We start from the raw sequence: 14,986 nt of genomic DNA on the forward strand, positions 1-14,986 counted from the left end.
GCGGACCGTGTGAGACATGGGACGAACAGGCAACAGGACGTAAGTAGGACCATGGCAAAGCTCAAGGTTGACGGTAAAGAGATCGAGGTTCCGGATCATTTCACGCTGTTGCAGGCGTGCGAGGAGGCTGGTGCCGAAGTTCCGCGCTTTTGTTTTCATGAGCGCTTGTCGGTCGCGGGTAACTGCCGCATGTGTCTCATCGAGGTGAAGGGCGGACCGCCCAAGCCTGCCGCATCCTGCGCCATGGGCGTTCGCGACGTTCGCGGCGGCCCGAACGGCGAATTGCCTGAAGTTTTCACCAACACGCCGATGGTCAAGAAGGCCCGCGAAGGTGTGATGGAATTCCTGCTCATCAACCACCCGCTCGATTGCCCGATCTGCGACCAGGGCGGTGAATGCGACCTGCAGGACCAGGCCATGGCCTTCGGTATCGCCGGTTCGCGTTACGCGGAGAACAAGCGCGCGGTTGAAGACAAATATATCGGACCGCTCGTCAAGACGGTCATGAACCGTTGCATCCACTGCACGCGCTGCGTCCGTTTCACCACGGAAGTGGCCGGCATTGCCGAACTTGGCCTCATCGGCCGCGGTGAAGATGCCGAAATCACCACCTATCTCGAGCAGGCCATGACCTCGGAGCTGCAGGGCAACGTTGTTGACCTCTGCCCGGTCGGCGCGCTTACCTCCAAGCCTTTCGCCTTCACCGCCCGTCCGTGGGAACTGAACAAGACCGAAACCATCGACGTGATGGACGCGCTCGGTTCGGCCATCCGCGTCGATACCCGTGGCCGCGAAGTCATGCGCGTCATGCCGCGTGTCAACGAGGCGATCAACGAAGAGTGGATTTCCGACAAGAGCCGTTTCATCTGGGACGGCCTGAAGACGCAGCGCCTTGACCGCCCTTACGTCCGCAAGGATGGTCGCTTGCAGCCCGCAAGCTGGGGTGAAGCCTTCGGTGCGATCAAGCAGGCGGTTGCCGCAACATCCGGCAGCAAGATCGGCGCGATTGCCGGCGATCTGGCCTCCGTTGAAGAAATGTTCGCGCTGAAGTCGCTTCTGGCGGCGCTCGGCTCGGCCAATGTCGATTGCCGTCAGGATGGCGCTGCACTCGATCCGTCGCTCGGCCGCGCCAGCTACCTGTTCAACTCCACCATCGAAGGTATTGAACAGGCCGACGCCCTGCTGATCGTTGGTTCCAACCCGCGTTACGAAGCGGCCGTGCTCAACGCCCGAATCCGCAAGCGCTGGCGTCGCGGCGGTTTCCCGATCGGCGTGATCGGTGAAGCCGGTGAGCTTCGCTACAATTACGAATATCTCGGTTCCGGCGCTGAAACGCTGTCCGACTTGGCCAATGGTTCGCACAGCTTCGCTGACAAGCTGAAGTCCGCCAAGAACCCGCTGATCATCATCGGTCAGGGTGCTCTGGCGCGCGCCGATGGTGCAGCCGTACTGGCTGCCGCCGCCAAGCTCGCTACCTCGGTAGGTGCTGTCACCGAAGAGTGGAACGGCTTCTCGGTTCTGCACACCGCCGCTGCCCGCGTTGGCGGTCTCGATATCGGCTTCGTGCCGGGCGAGGGCGGTGTTGCCGCCGCTGAAATGGTCGCGTCCATGGACGTTCTCTTCCTGCTCGGCGCCGATGAACTCGACCTGTCCAACAAGGGCGCCAAGTTCACTGTCTATATTGGTAGCCATGGCGATCAGGGCGCGATGAACGCCGACGTCATCCTTCCGGGTGCGGCCTATACCGAAAAATCCGGTATCTGGGTCAATACCGAAGGCCGCGTGCAGCTGGGCAACCGCGCCGGTTTCGCACCGGGCGAAGCCCGCGAAGACTGGGCGATCCTGCGTGCGCTTTCCGATGTTCTCGGCAAGAAGCTGCCGTTCGATTCGCTGTCTGCCCTGCGCGGCCAGCTCTATGTTGCGCATCCGCATCTGGCGGAAACAGACGAGATCGTAGCCGGCAAGGCCACGGATATCGAAGCGCTGGCCGGCAAGACCGGCTCGCTCAACAAGTCGGCGTTTGCCTCGCCGGTTAAAGACTTTTATTTGACGAACCCGATTGCGCGCGCATCCGCCGTCATGGCCGAGTGCTCCGCATTGGCCCGCAACAATTTCCAGGCTGCGGCAGAGTAAGGGTAGGGGATTTATGGAACAGTTTTTCTGGAGCTACGTCTGGCCCGCGCTGATCATGGTCGGCCAGTCCCTGCTGCTTCTCGTTTGCCTTCTGGTGGCCATCGCCTTCCTGCTGCTTGCCGACCGCAAGGTCTGGGCGGCGGTACAGCTGCGCCGCGGTCCGAACGTCGTTGGTCCCTTCGGTCTCTTCCAGTCCTTCGCCGACCTGTTGAAGTTCATTCTGAAGGAGCCTGTCATTCCGGCCGGCGCCAACAAGGCCGTTTTCCTTCTGGCGCCGCTGGTCGCCGTGACGCTGGCTCTCGCCACCTATGCCGTCATTCCCTTCAACGAAGGCTGGGTCGTCGCCAATATCAATGTCGGCATTCTCTACATCTTCGCGATTTCCTCGCTTGAAGTATACGGTATCATCATGGGCGGCTGGGCTTCGAACTCGAAGTACCCGTTCCTCGGCGCGCTGCGTTCTGCCGCGCAGATGGTGTCCTACGAAGTGTCGATCGGCCTCGTTATCGTCACCGTTCTGCTCTGCGTCGGTTCGCTGAACCTGACGGACATCGTTCTCGCCCAGAAGACCGGCCTCGGTACCATGCTTGGCCTGCCTGCCTCGTTCCTTGACTGGCACTGGCTGTCGCTGTTCCCGATGTTCATCGTGTTCTTCATTTCGGGCCTTGCCGAAACCAACCGTCCGCCCTTCGACCTTCCGGAAGCGGAATCGGAACTGGTTGCCGGTCACATGGTCGAATATGGCTCCACGCCTTACATGATGTTCATGCTCGGCGAATATGCTGCGATTGTCCTGATCTGCTGCCTGACGACGATCCTGTTCATGGGCGGCTGGCTGCCGATCGTGGATGTGTGGTTCCTGAACTGGGTTCCGGGCATTGTCTGGTTCGCGTTGAAGGGCTGCATGGTCTTCTTCATGATCGCTCTGACCAAGGCTTTCGTTCCGCGTTACCGTTATGACCAGCTCATGCGTCTCGGATGGAAGGTGTTCCTGCCGCTGTCGCTCGCCATGGTCGTTATTGTTGCATTCGTATTGAAGCTGACGGGGTGGGCCGGTTGATGTCTGTACTCCTCGCTCAGAAATCTGGAGACTGAGATGGCAAGCCTCTCCCAAGCCGTCAATTCACTGTTCCTCAAGGAGTTCGTGGGCGCGATCCTGCTCACGATGCGCCACTTCTTCAAACAGAAGGCAACGGTGAACTATCCTTTCGAAAAGGGCCCGGTCTCTCCGCGTTTCCGCGGCGAACATGCGCTGCGCCGTTATCCGAACGGTGAAGAGCGCTGCATCGCCTGCAAGCTGTGTGAAGCTATCTGTCCCGCTCAGGCGATCACCATCGAAGCCGGCCCGCGCCGCAATGATGGCACCCGCCGCACGGTGCGTTACGATATCGACATGGTGAAGTGCATCTATTGCGGCTTCTGCCAGGAAGCCTGCCCGGTGGACGCCATCGTCGAAGGCCCGAACTTCGAATTCGCGACGGAAACCCGCGAGGAGCTTTATTTCGACAAGCAGAAGCTTCTCGACAATGGCGACCGCTGGGAGCGTGAAATCGCACGCAACCTCGCACTGGATGCGCCTTACCGTTAAGGCGCAACCGTCTTTCCGGGGGAAACCCCGGAAAACGATGAAAAGTAAAATGCCTGCGCGGTTTTCGCCGGCGGGGACGAAACGGGTGAGGGGCCTTCGAGCCATCTTTGCCCGATGAGGACAAGAAGGCACCAACATGGGTCTGCACGCTGTATTCTTTTATATATTCGCTTTCGTCGCCGTGGCGTCTGCGTTCATGGTCATCGCATCGAAGAACCCTGTTCATTCGGTGCTGTTTCTGATTTTGACCTTCTTCAACGCAGCCGCGCTGTTCCTGCTGACGGGTGCCGAGTTCCTCGGCATGATCCTGCTGGTGGTTTATGTCGGCGCCGTGGCGGTGCTCTTCCTCTTCGTCGTCATGATGCTGGATGTGGATTTCGCGGAGCTGCGCTCCGGCGTGCTGCAATATGCCCCGGTTGGCGCGCTGATCGGTGTGATCCTTGCGGCGGAACTGATTGTCGTTGTCGGCGGCAGCGTCTTGAACCCGCAGGCGGCGAAATCGATCACCATGCCGATCCCGCCGGTCACCGAGCGCACCAACACCGCAGCCCTCGGCGACGTGCTGTATACCAATTACATCTACTTCTTCCAGCTCGCCGGTCTCGTGCTGCTGGTGGCCATGATCGGCGCCATCGTGCTGACGCTGCGTCATCGCACCGACATCAAGCGGCAGGATATCTCCACCCAGGTCGGCCGTGACCCGAAGACTGCCGTTACCACGGTCAAGGTCAAGCCGGGCCAGGGCATCTGAGGCGCGAACGGATCCAAGGAAACAGAATATGGAAATCGGTCTTTCCCACTACCTGACGGTCAGCGCGATCCTCTTCACGATCGGCATCTTCGGCATCTTCCTCAACCGGAAGAACGTCATCGTCATCCTCATGTCGATCGAGCTTATCCTGCTGGCGGTCAACATCAACATGGTGGCCTTCTCGGCTTTCCTGAACGACATTGTCGGCCAGGTCTTCGCCTTGTTCATTCTGACCGTCGCAGCCGCCGAAGCGGCCATCGGTCTTGCAATACTCGTTGTCTTCTACCGCAACCGCGGATCGATCGCCGTCGAAGACGTCAATATGATGAAGGGCTGATAAGGCTATGATCTACAAGGCTATCGTCTTTCTTCCCCTGATCGGCTTCCTGATCGCCGGCCTGTTCGGCCGCTCGATCGGCGCCAAGGCTTCGGAATATGTCACCACCGGTCTGATGATCGTGGTCGCCATCCTGTCGTGGATCGTCTTCTTCACCGTCGCGCTCGCCCATGGTGAGCCGGGCGAGGTGATCAAGGTCACCGTGCTGCGCTGGATCCAGTCCGGCGGCATCGATGTCGAATGGGCCTTCCGCATCGACACGCTGACGGCTGTCATGTTCGTCGTGGTCAACACGGTCTCGACGCTCGTGCATCTCTATTCGATCGGATACATGCACCACGATCCGCATCGCCCGCGCTTCTTTGCCTATCTGTCGCTCTTCACCTTCGCCATGCTGATGCTGGTGACCTCCGACAACCTGCTGCAGATGTTCTTCGGCTGGGAAGGTGTGGGTCTTGCGTCCTATCTGCTGATCGGTTTCTGGTTCAAGAAGCCGTCCGCATCGGCTGCCGCCATGAAGGCCTTCATCGTCAACCGCGTCGGTGACTTCGGCTTCATCCTCGGCATTGGCGGCGTGTTCGTGCTGTTCGGCTCGATCAATTTCGAAACCATCTTTGCCGCCGCCAGCACCTATCTGCCGGCTGAAGGTGCTGCCTCCACCGACACCGTCATCAACCTGTTCGGCATGCAGCTGGACAAGGCCAATGCGATGACGGGCGTGTGCCTGCTGCTCTTCATGGGCGCCATGGGTAAATCGGCGCAGTTCCTGCTGCACACCTGGCTGCCGGACGCGATGGAAGGCCCGACCCCGGTGTCTGCCCTCATTCACGCCGCAACCATGGTTACCGCCGGCGTCTTCCTCGTCGCCCGCATGTCGCCGCTCTTCGAACTGTCGCATGATGCGCTCACCGTCGTGACGCTGATCGGCGCGATCACCGCCTTCTTCGCGGCGACCGTCGGCCTCGTGCAGAACGACATCAAGCGCGTCATTGCCTATTCGACCTGCTCGCAGCTCGGTTACATGTTCGTGGCGCTCGGCGTCGGCGCTTATGGTGCGGCGGTGTTCCACCTCTTCACGCACGCCTTCTTCAAGGCTCTGCTGTTCTTGTGCGCCGGTTCGGTCATCCATGCCGTCGATGGCGAGCAGGACATGCGTTACATGGGTGGCCTGCGCAAGCATATCCCCATCACCTTCTGGACCATGACCGTTGGCACGCTGGCGCTGACCGGCGTCGGTATTCCGGGCACGATGATCGGTTTTGCCGGCTTCTTCTCGAAGGACGTCATCATCGAATCCGCTTATGCTTCGCATTCGGTTCTCTCGGGCGTCGCCTTCACGCTGCTGGTCATCGCGGCCCTGTTCACCAGCTTCTACTCCTGGCGTCTGGCCTTCATGACCTTCTTCGGCAAGCCGCGCGCTTCGGCCGATGTCATGCACCACGTGCATGAATCGCCGATGGTCATGCTGATCCCGCTCTTCATCCTCACCGTCGGCGCGATCTTCGCCGGTGTGGCCTTCGAAGGTTATTTCTTCGGTCATGAATATGCCGAGTTCTGGAAGGGCGCCCTGTTTACGCTTCCGGAAAATGAAATCCTCGAAGAGTTCCATCATGTTCCGCTGTGGGTGAAGTGGAGCCCGTTCTTCGCCATGGCGCTTGGTTTCGTGACCGCCTGGTACATGTACATCAAGTCGCCGGAGACGCCGAAGCGTCTGGCCGAGACCCATCGTGGCCTCTACCAGTTCCTCTTGAACAAGTGGTACTTCGACGAACTCTACGACTTCCTCTTCGTACGTTCCGCAAAGGCGCTCGGCCGCTTCCTGTGGAAAAAGGGTGACGTCGCCGTCATCGACCACTATGGACCGAACGGCATTGCAGCGCGTGTGGTTGACGTGACCAACCGCATGGTCCGCCTGCAATCCGGTTACCTCTATCATTATGCCTTTGCGATGCTGATCGGCATCGCGGCGCTTGTCACCTGGATGATGCTCGGGAGTGCCCTCTGATGACCGATTGGCCCATTCTTTCAACGGTCACCTTTCTGCCGCTCGTCGGCGTGGTGCTCCTGCTTCTGACGAATGAGAACGGCCCATATGGTCGCCGCAACATTCTCAATGTCTCGCTGCTGACGACCGTTTTCACCTTCCTGGTGTCGCTGTTTATCTGGATCGGTTTCGATAATTCGAATCCCGGTTTCCAGATGGTGGAAAAACACGCCTGGTTCGGCAACATCGCCGCCTATCATCTGGGTGTCGACGGCATCTCTATGCTCTTCGTCATCCTCACCACCTTCCTCATGCCTTTCTGCGTGCTGGCAAGCTGGGATTCGATCGAGAAGCGCGTCAAGGAATACATGATCGCCTTCCTGCTTCTGGAAGTCGTCATGATCGGCGTCTTCGTGGCGCTGGATACGGTTCTTTTCTACGTCTTCTTCGAAGCGACGCTGATCCCGATGTTCATCATCATCGGCGTCTGGGGCGGCAAGGATCGCGTTTACGCCTCCTACAAATTCTTCCTCTACACGCTGCTCGGTTCGGTTCTGACCATGCTCGCCATCATGGCCATGTACTGGCAGGCCGGCACGACCGACATGACGGAACTTCTGAAATACGGCTTCCCGGCCGGCATGCAGACCTGGCTGTGGCTTGCCTGCTTCGCGGCCTTCTCGGTCAAGATGCCGATGTGGCCTGTACATACCTGGCTGCCGGATGCCCACGTTCAGGCCCCGACCGCAGGCTCCGTCATTCTTGCCGGTGTCATGCTGAAGCTCGGCGGTTACGGTTTCATCCGCTTCTCGCTGTCGATGTTCCCGCTGGCCTCTGATTATTTCGCACCCTTCGTCTTCACGCTGTCGGTTCTCGCCATCATCTACACCTCACTGGTGGCGATGATGCAGGACGACATCAAGAAGCTGATCGCCTATTCTTCCGTTGCCCATATGGGTTACGTGACCATGGGCATCTTCGCCGCCAACGTTCAGGGCGTGCAGGGCGCGATCTTCCAGATGCTGTCGCACGGCATTGTCTCTGGCGCGCTCTTCCTCTGCGTCGGCGTTGTCTATGACCGGCTGCACACCCGCGAGATTTCCGCCTATGGCGGCCTCGTGAACAACATGCCGAAATATGCCGTCGCCTTCATGATCTTCACCATGGCCAATGTCGGTCTGCCCGGCACGTCAGGCTTTGTCGGTGAATTCCTGACGCTGATCGGCGTATTCCGCGCCAACACGCTGGTCGCACTGTTTGCGGCAACCGGCGTCATCCTCTCGGCCGCTTATGCGCTGTGGCTTTATCGCCGCGTGATTTTCGGTGCGCTCGAGAAGGAAAGCCTGAAGGCGATGCTCGATCTGTCGACCCGCGAAAAGGTCATCCTTTATCCGCTGGTCGTCCTGACGATCTTCTTCGGCGTCTATCCGGCGCCGGTGTTCGATGCCACCGCCGCATCGGTCGATCTTCTGGTAAACAACTATACGGCTGCATTGCAGGCGGCGCAAAATGTTGCGCTCACTATGAATTGACGACAGGACCCGTTGGACATGACCGCTGAAATCCTTTTTGCCAGTCTGCACATCGCGACGCCCGAGCTGATCCTTGCGGTCGGCGCGCTGGCGCTGCTCATGATTGGCGTCTTCTCGGGCGACAAGTCGACAACGACGGTCACGGGCCTCTCCGTGGCCCTGCTGCTCGTCGTCGGTCTCTGGATCGTCTTTGCGCCCGCTTCGGGTGTGGCCTTCGGCGGCGTTTACGTCGCCGATGCCTTCGGTAACTTCATGAAGGTGCTGGCGCTGATCGGCTCGATCACCGCCATGATCCTTTCTGTTGGCCAGGGCCGTTTCGAGCCGGTCGGCCGGTTCGAATATCCCGTGCTTCTGGTTCTGGCGACCCTCGGCATCCTGCTGATGATCTCCGCCAACAACCTGATCTCGCTTTATATGGCGCTTGAACTGCAGTCGCTTGCACTTTACGTCGTCTGCGCCATCAACCGGGAAAGCCTGCGCTCCACGGAAGCGGGTCTGAAATATTTCGTTCTCGGCGCGCTTTCCTCCGGCATGCTGCTTTATGGCATGTCGCTGGTTTACGGTTTCACCGGCAATACCGGCTTTGCCGAAATCGCCCAGGTGCTGACGGCCGAGACCCGTTCGCTGGGCCTCGTTTTCGGTCTGGTCTTCGTTCTCGCCGGTCTGGCGTTCAAGATTTCCGCCGTGCCGTTCCACATGTGGACGCCTGATGTCTATGAAGGCGCACCGACCCCGGTCACCGCCTTCCTGTCCGCGGCCCCCAAGATTGGTGCCATGGCGATCTTCGTTCGCATCGTCATTGATGCGTTCCAGCCGGTTTTTGCCGACTGGCAGCAGATCGTTGTCTTCATCTCCATCGCTTCCATGCTGCTCGGCTCGTTTGCCGCGATCGGCCAGAAGAACATCAAGCGACTGATGGCCTATTCCTCCATCGGTCACATGGGTTACGCGCTTGTCGGTCTGGCGGCGGGTACAGAAGCTGGTGTTTCGGGCGTCATTCTCTACATGACCATTTACATGGTCATGACACTTGGTACCTTCGCCTGCATTCTCTCCATGCGGCGTAAGGAAATCGGCAATGTCGAGACTGTCGAGGATCTGGCCGGGCTTTCCTCCACCAACCCCTTCATGGCGGTTGTGCTGACGATCCTGATGTTCTCGCTTGCCGGCATTCCGCCGCTCGCCGGCTTCTTCGGCAAGTATTACGTTTTCCTCGCAGCTATCGAAGCCAAGCTTTATCCGCTCGCCATCATCGGCGTGATCGGTTCGGTTGTCGGCGCTTATTATTATATTCGCGTCGTCAAGGTTATGTGGTTCGATGAAGCCAAGGGCAGCTTCGAACGTCCGGCCGGTGAACTGAAGGTCGTTTATGCGCTCTCCGGACTGTTCGTTGTCGCCTTCATCGTCTTTGGCGGTGCGCTCGGCAATGCGGTCACGGTCGCGGCAAAGACGTTCTTTTGACCAATACACACAAGCATACGGGCCGGGTGTCCATCGATGACTTCCGGCACGAGGCGATGGTGGAAACACCATCGACCAATATAGAATGTTTTGCCCGGGCGCGGGCGGGCGATGGCGGCAATCTGTGGATCACCGCCATCCGCCAGACCGGCGGGCGCGGCCGTCGCGGTCGGCCATGGGTCTCCGAGCCCGGCAATCTCTACGCCTCGCTTCTTCTGATCGATCCCGCTCCGATGGATCGCATAGGGTCTCTGCCGCTCGCCTTTGCGCTGGCTGTTTATCGCGCCATCCGCGCAGTGCTGCCGACGGGCGGTGCCCCGCTTGAAATCAAATGGCCGAATGACGTGCTGATTGGTCGTCAAAAAACCTGCGGCATTTTGATGGAGGCGGAGCTTCTGCCGGACGGACGGCGCGCCATCGTAATCGGCATCGGCATCAATATCGCCCACAAGCCGGAAAACCCGCTTTATCCCGTCACCATGTTGTCCGAACACGGTGCTTCCTGTTCACCCGACGAACTCTTCGCCCATCTTTTCCGCGAAACGGCGGATGTGCTGACGGGCTGGGATGAGGGCAGGGGTGTGGCCGGTGTCATGGCCGGCTGGCGGGCGGCCGCCTGCGGTATCGGCGAACATATCACCGTCAACTTCCCTGATCGCTCGATCGGCGGGCGTTTCGTCGGAATTGATGATAATGGTTTTCTGCTGCTGGACGAGGATGAGGGTACAAGACGCTCCATCGCTGCCGGCGACGTCTTTTTCGGATGAGGTGCGCGGTGCGGGCTTAAGGCCTGCGCCGAACCGGATCCCACAGGTTGGAGCTTTCCTGCAGCTCTTGAAAAGCAGGGTGGCAGACCGGCTCCGCATCGGCCCGGTCGATCAGATGGTTTAACAGGTCCGATGCTGGTAACCGGCGCGGGGCGCGGCAGATCGCCGTCGCTCGCGCGCTCTCGTGAATGGATAAGAAGAACAATGGCTAAACAGGACGAACTGGTATTTTTGCCGCTTGGCGGCGTCGGTGAAATTGGCATGAATCTGGCGCTTTACGGATACGGTCCGGCAAGCAAGCGCGAATGGATCATGGTGGATTGCGGCGTAACCTTTGCGGGTCTCGATCTGCCCGGTGTCGATCTGGTGTTGCCTGACATCACCTATATCGCCGAGCAGAAGAAAAACCTCAAAGGCATCATCATCACCCACGCCCATGAGGACCATTACGGCGCGCTGAACGATCTGTGGCCGGGCCTCAACGTGCCGGTCTATGCCTCGGGTTTCACCGCCGGCATGCTGGAGGCGAAACGCGCCTATGAGGGTACCCGTGCCGAAATTCCGGTAACGCCGTTCAAGGCTGGTGACCGCATCAATGTCGGCCCCTTTGAGATCGAGGCTGTCGGCGTCAATCACTCCATTCCCGAGCCGATGTCGCTGGTCATCCGCACGCCGCTCGGTAACGTCATTCATACCGGCGACTGGAAAATCGACGAGGCGCCGTCGCTCGGTCCGTTGACGGATGAAGCCCGCTTCCGCGCCATCGGCGAAGAGGGCGTGCTGGCGCTGATGTGCGACAGCACCAACTCAGTTCGTGACGGTGTCTCGCCTTCCGAACACGAGGTTTCCGAAGGCCTGCGGCAGATCATCGAAAATGCCGAGGGTCGCGTGGCCGTCACCACCTTCTCCTCCAATGTCGGGCGTATCCGCTCGATTGCGCAGGCTGCGGAGGCGGCAGGCCGTGAAGTTCTGCTGCTAGGCTCCTCTCTGAAACGCGTCGTCAACGTCTCGCAGGATCTCGGTATCATGGAGGGCATCAAGCCATTCCTCGCCGAAGACGAATATGGCTACATTCCACGCAACAAGGTGGTGCTGATCCTCACCGGTTCGCAGGGAGAACCGCGCGCAGCACTGGCCAAGCTTTCGCGTGACGAGATGCGCAATGTGGCGCTGGCTGCGGGAGACACCGTCGTGTTTTCCTCGCGCGCCATCCCCGGCAATGAGAAGGCGATCATCGATATCAAGAACGGCCTGATCGAGCAGGGTGTCCATATCATCACCGACAATGAGGCTCTGGTTCACGTTTCCGGCCATCCGCGCCGCAACGAACTTTTGAGAATGTATGAATGGACGAAGCCGCAGATCGTCGTGCCTGTTCATGGCGAGGCTGCGCATCTGGTGGCTCAGAAGGAACTGGCTGAGCAGGCCGGCATTTCGCAGGTGCCGAAGGTGCGTAACGGCAATATTCTGCGCCTGGCGCCCGGCCCGGCGGAAGTCATCGACGATGCACCGCATGGCCGCGTTTTCAAGGATGGCAACCTCATCGGCGACATGGATGAGATGGGCATCAGCAATCGCCGCAAGCTTTCCTTCGCCGGCCATGTCTCCGTTAATGTCGTGCTGGACAGCCGTTACGACTTCCTCGGCGATCCCGATGTCGTGCCTTTCGGCCTGCCGGAATTCGATGATGAGGGCGAGGACATGGAGGATACGCTTTATGACGCCGTTCTCGGCGCCGTGGAGAGCATCCCTCGCGCCCGTCGCAAGGATCTGGAACTGCTGCGCGAAGCGGTGCGCCGCGCCGTGCGCGCCGCAGCCAACCAGACCTGGGGCAAGAAGCCGATCGTGACGGTTTTCGTCACGAAGGTCTAAGCAGCCGGAAAGCCTGATGGCGGTCAGTTGCTGAGCAACGATCACCTTATTCGAGACAGGGCTTGCGCTGTAAAGCGCGGCCCTGTTTCCATTCATGGCTTTTTACGCTTGTGGCAGGGAAGTGATTCCGGTTTACGGATGAATGCGTTACAAAGGACGCATTATGCAGGGAGGATGTTATGCCGCTTCTTTCGGTCTTCGCCGTTTATTTCATCGTCTGGTGGACGGTTCTTTTCATCGTGCTGCCGATCGGACTTCGTACCCAGGCGGAAGAGGGCGATGTGGCGCTGGGCACGGTCGCAAGCGCACCGTCGCGGTTCAGAGGCGGTCGCATCGTCCTGTGGACGACGCTGATATCGGCGTTGATCTGCGGCATCTGGTATGGCGGCGGTTGGTGGTTCGGCATCAGCCTTGACGATCTGCCGAGAATTATTCCCGTTTACGACTGAAGTATCGTCCTTCTAGGCTCGGGCCGGAATTCACGCCGCCAAATGCCTGTCTTGGAAACAGTTTGCATCCTGCGAGACGCTGGGCGAAATGAATCTAGGATCAAGGCCGCAATGACGGGGGTATGGCGACACTCTGGCGGTGCTGTCCGCTTCTACACAGGGCGCAGGAGATTGTCATATGGATGTCATCTCCGTCGTGCACACAGCATGAGCGTGTCTGGCACCCGATTCACCGCCACAATTTTACCGGAATGGCGAGCCGGGTTGTAGTCGCGTCGATGAATCAAAAAAAAACAAGGCTTTTCAGCCTTGTTTTTCAGGTTTCGCGTGATCTGTAACCGTTGCCGGGGCTGCGAACGAGCGCGCCTAAGATCTGATCCTCCCAAGACTGACCGCGAAAACGGCAAGAATTTAGACTTCCTGCCTCTTTTGTAAGCTAAAGCTAGCTTAATCACCCATGCTTGTCATCTCATTTTTTGCATATTTGTTACAGTCGGCAAAAAATTCCCTGTGGTGCAATTTGTCGCACCGGAACAAGAATAATATTCCCATCAAAGCGTTTTGACGCGAATTAGCTATCGCGAAAATGCCATGAAATCGCCTTGCGGGCTCTTTTCATGGCGGGTTTTCTTCTTGGCGGGAAACGGCTATATCCGGCGCCAATATCCCTTTATTCGGGGCGATTCCCGCGCCTTTGCGCGCTCTCGTCCACATCAATGGAAGCCGTCATGCGTCTCAGCCGTTATTTCATGCCCATCCTGAAGGAAAACCCCAAGGAAGCGGAGATCGTCTCCCACCGCCTGATGCTGCGCGCGGGCATGATCCGGCAGCAGTCGGCTGGCATTTATTCCTGGCTGCCGCTCGGCAAGCGTGTGCTGGACAAGGTCAACAGGATCATCCGGCAGGAGCAGGATCGCTCGGGCGCCATCGAGCTTCTGATGCCGACGCTGCAATCGGCCGAGCTCTGGCAGGAAAGCGGTCGTTATGATGACTACGGCAAGGAAATGCTGCGCATCAAGGACCGTCAGGACCGCCAGATGCTGTATGGCCCCACAAACGAGGAGATGATCACCGACATCTTCCGTTCCTATGTGAAGTCCTACAAGAACCTGCCGCTGAACCTCTATCATATCCAGCTGAAGTTCCGCGACGAGGTTCGTCCGCGTTTCGGCACCATGCGCTCGCGTGAGTTCCTGATGAAGGACGCCTATTCCTTCGATCTGACCAAGGAAGACGCGATCCATTCCTATAACAAGATGTTCGTGGCTTACCTGCGCACCTTCGAGCGCCTTGGCCTGCGCGCCATTCCGATGCGTGCCGATACCGGCCCGATCGGCGGCAATCACAGCCATGAATTCATCATTCTGGCCGATACCGGCGAATCCGAAGTCTTCTGCCACAAGAGCTTCCTCGACCGCGCCATTCCCGCTGAAAATACCGATTTCGACGATGTCGCGGCGCTTCAAGGCGTTTTCGACGAATGGACGGCCGATTACGCCGCCACTTCCGAAATGCACGACGAAGCCGCCTATGACTCCATTCCCGATGGCGAGCGCCTTTCCGCACGCGGTATCGAAGTCGGCCATATCTTCTATTTCGGCACCAAATATTCCGAGCCGATGGGCGCGAAAGTGCAGGGCAAGGACGGCAAGGAACACCCTGTCCACATGGGTTCCTATGGCATTGGGCCGACACGCCTTGTTCCCGCCATCATTGAAGCATCGCATGACGAGAACGGAATCATCTGGCCTGCTTCGGTTGCTCCTTTCGATGTTGTCATCATCAACATGAAGGCTGGCGACGAGGCCTGCGATGCGGCTTGCGAAAAGCTGTATTACTCGCTGTCGAACGCCGGCAAGGATGTTCTTTACGACGACACAGACGATCGTGCCGGCCAGAAATTTGCCACCGCCGACCTCATCGGCGTGCCGTTGCAGATCATCGTCGGACCGCGTTCGGTCGCGAATGGCGAAGTCGAAGTGAAGGACCGCAAGACCGGCGAACGTGAAACCGTCACGATCGAGGCGGCAATGAACAGGGTGCTTGCCTAAGCACGAATGGAAAGATGGGAGCGGCCTTCACCCGAAGACCGCTCCAGTTTTAGAGCGGATG

General features: G+C 58.9%; 12 protein-coding genes. All 12 read left to right on the forward strand.

The window, feature by feature from the left end:
* Positions 1-51 precede the first annotated feature (51 nt).
* The 12 genes from FY152_04765 (at position 52) to FY152_04820 (ending at position 14,925) form a co-directional block, all read left to right on the forward strand.
* Positions 52-2,133: an NADH-quinone oxidoreductase subunit G gene (locus tag FY152_04765; protein UXS31438.1), complete on the forward strand. Its 2,082-nt coding sequence runs from the start codon at positions 52-54 to the stop codon at positions 2,131-2,133.
* Positions 2,134-2,146: 13 nt separating this feature from the next.
* Complete coding sequence (gene nuoH, locus FY152_04770) at positions 2,147-3,193, forward strand: NADH-quinone oxidoreductase subunit NuoH (GenBank protein ID UXS31439.1); 1,047 nt, start codon at positions 2,147-2,149, stop codon at positions 3,191-3,193.
* 36 nt (positions 3,194-3,229) lie between these two features.
* The gene (nuoI, locus tag FY152_04775; protein UXS31440.1) at positions 3,230-3,721 is read left to right on the forward strand and encodes an NADH-quinone oxidoreductase subunit NuoI; all 492 of its coding nucleotides are present in this window, start codon (positions 3,230-3,232) and stop codon (positions 3,719-3,721) included.
* A gap of 136 nt (positions 3,722-3,857) precedes the next feature.
* On the forward strand, positions 3,858-4,472 hold the full coding sequence (locus tag FY152_04780; GenBank protein UXS31441.1) for an NADH-quinone oxidoreductase subunit J: 615 nt from the start codon (positions 3,858-3,860) through the stop codon (positions 4,470-4,472).
* A 28-nt stretch (positions 4,473-4,500) separates the two neighbouring features.
* A complete protein-coding gene (gene nuoK / locus FY152_04785) occupies positions 4,501-4,809 on the forward strand; it encodes an NADH-quinone oxidoreductase subunit NuoK (GenBank protein ID UXS31442.1) in 309 nt (102 codons plus the stop codon).
* Between the two features lie 7 nt (positions 4,810-4,816).
* The gene (nuoL, locus tag FY152_04790) at positions 4,817-6,814 is read left to right on the forward strand and encodes an NADH-quinone oxidoreductase subunit L (GenBank protein UXS31443.1); all 1,998 of its coding nucleotides are present in this window, start codon (positions 4,817-4,819) and stop codon (positions 6,812-6,814) included.
* The gene (locus FY152_04795; GenBank protein UXS31444.1) at positions 6,814-8,325 is read left to right on the forward strand and encodes an NADH-quinone oxidoreductase subunit M; all 1,512 of its coding nucleotides are present in this window, start codon (positions 6,814-6,816) and stop codon (positions 8,323-8,325) included. Before nuoL ends, FY152_04795 begins: the two co-directional genes overlap by 1 nt.
* Before the next feature lie 18 nt (positions 8,326-8,343).
* Positions 8,344-9,786, forward strand: coding sequence for an NADH-quinone oxidoreductase subunit NuoN (gene nuoN / locus FY152_04800; protein ID UXS31445.1), 1,443 nt, complete (start codon positions 8,344-8,346; stop codon positions 9,784-9,786).
* A gap of 26 nt (positions 9,787-9,812) precedes the next feature.
* The gene (locus FY152_04805; protein ID UXS33206.1) at positions 9,813-10,553 is read left to right on the forward strand and encodes a biotin--[acetyl-CoA-carboxylase] ligase; all 741 of its coding nucleotides are present in this window, start codon (positions 9,813-9,815) and stop codon (positions 10,551-10,553) included.
* A gap of 204 nt (positions 10,554-10,757) precedes the next feature.
* The gene (locus tag FY152_04810) at positions 10,758-12,425 is read left to right on the forward strand and encodes a ribonuclease J (protein UXS31446.1); all 1,668 of its coding nucleotides are present in this window, start codon (positions 10,758-10,760) and stop codon (positions 12,423-12,425) included.
* A gap of 179 nt (positions 12,426-12,604) precedes the next feature.
* Positions 12,605-12,874 carry a DUF1467 family protein gene (locus FY152_04815; protein ID UXS31447.1) on the forward strand — a complete coding sequence of 90 codons (270 nt, stop codon included), beginning with the start codon at positions 12,605-12,607 and terminating at the stop codon, positions 12,872-12,874.
* A 728-nt stretch (positions 12,875-13,602) separates the two neighbouring features.
* Entirely contained in the window at positions 13,603-14,925 is a 1,323-nt protein-coding gene (locus tag FY152_04820) for a proline--tRNA ligase (GenBank protein ID UXS31448.1), read from the forward strand.
* The last annotated feature ends 61 nt before the right edge of the window (positions 14,926-14,986 follow it).

Source organism: Agrobacterium tumefaciens, assembly GCA_025560025.1.
Taxonomy (GTDB): Bacteria; Pseudomonadota; Alphaproteobacteria; order Rhizobiales; family Rhizobiaceae; genus Agrobacterium.

Coding starts and splice junctions, on each gene's coding strand:
- nuoK (UXS31442.1), top strand. CDS start 4,501: ATGGAAATCGGTCTTTCCCACTACCTGACGGTCAGCGCGATCCTCTTC.
- nuoN (UXS31445.1), top strand. CDS start 8,344: ATGACCGCTGAAATCCTTTTTGCCAGTCTGCACATCGCGACGCCCGAG.
- FY152_04815 (UXS31447.1), top strand. CDS start 12,605: ATGCCGCTTCTTTCGGTCTTCGCCGTTTATTTCATCGTCTGGTGGACG.
- nuoI (UXS31440.1), top strand. CDS start 3,230: ATGGCAAGCCTCTCCCAAGCCGTCAATTCACTGTTCCTCAAGGAGTTC.
- FY152_04795 (UXS31444.1), top strand. CDS start 6,814: ATGACCGATTGGCCCATTCTTTCAACGGTCACCTTTCTGCCGCTCGTC.
- FY152_04780 (UXS31441.1), top strand. CDS start 3,858: ATGGGTCTGCACGCTGTATTCTTTTATATATTCGCTTTCGTCGCCGTG.
- FY152_04820 (UXS31448.1), top strand. CDS start 13,603: ATGCGTCTCAGCCGTTATTTCATGCCCATCCTGAAGGAAAACCCCAAG.
- nuoH (UXS31439.1), top strand. CDS start 2,147: ATGGAACAGTTTTTCTGGAGCTACGTCTGGCCCGCGCTGATCATGGTC.
- FY152_04765 (UXS31438.1), top strand. CDS start 52: ATGGCAAAGCTCAAGGTTGACGGTAAAGAGATCGAGGTTCCGGATCAT.
- nuoL (UXS31443.1), top strand. CDS start 4,817: ATGATCTACAAGGCTATCGTCTTTCTTCCCCTGATCGGCTTCCTGATC.
- FY152_04810 (UXS31446.1), top strand. CDS start 10,758: ATGGCTAAACAGGACGAACTGGTATTTTTGCCGCTTGGCGGCGTCGGT.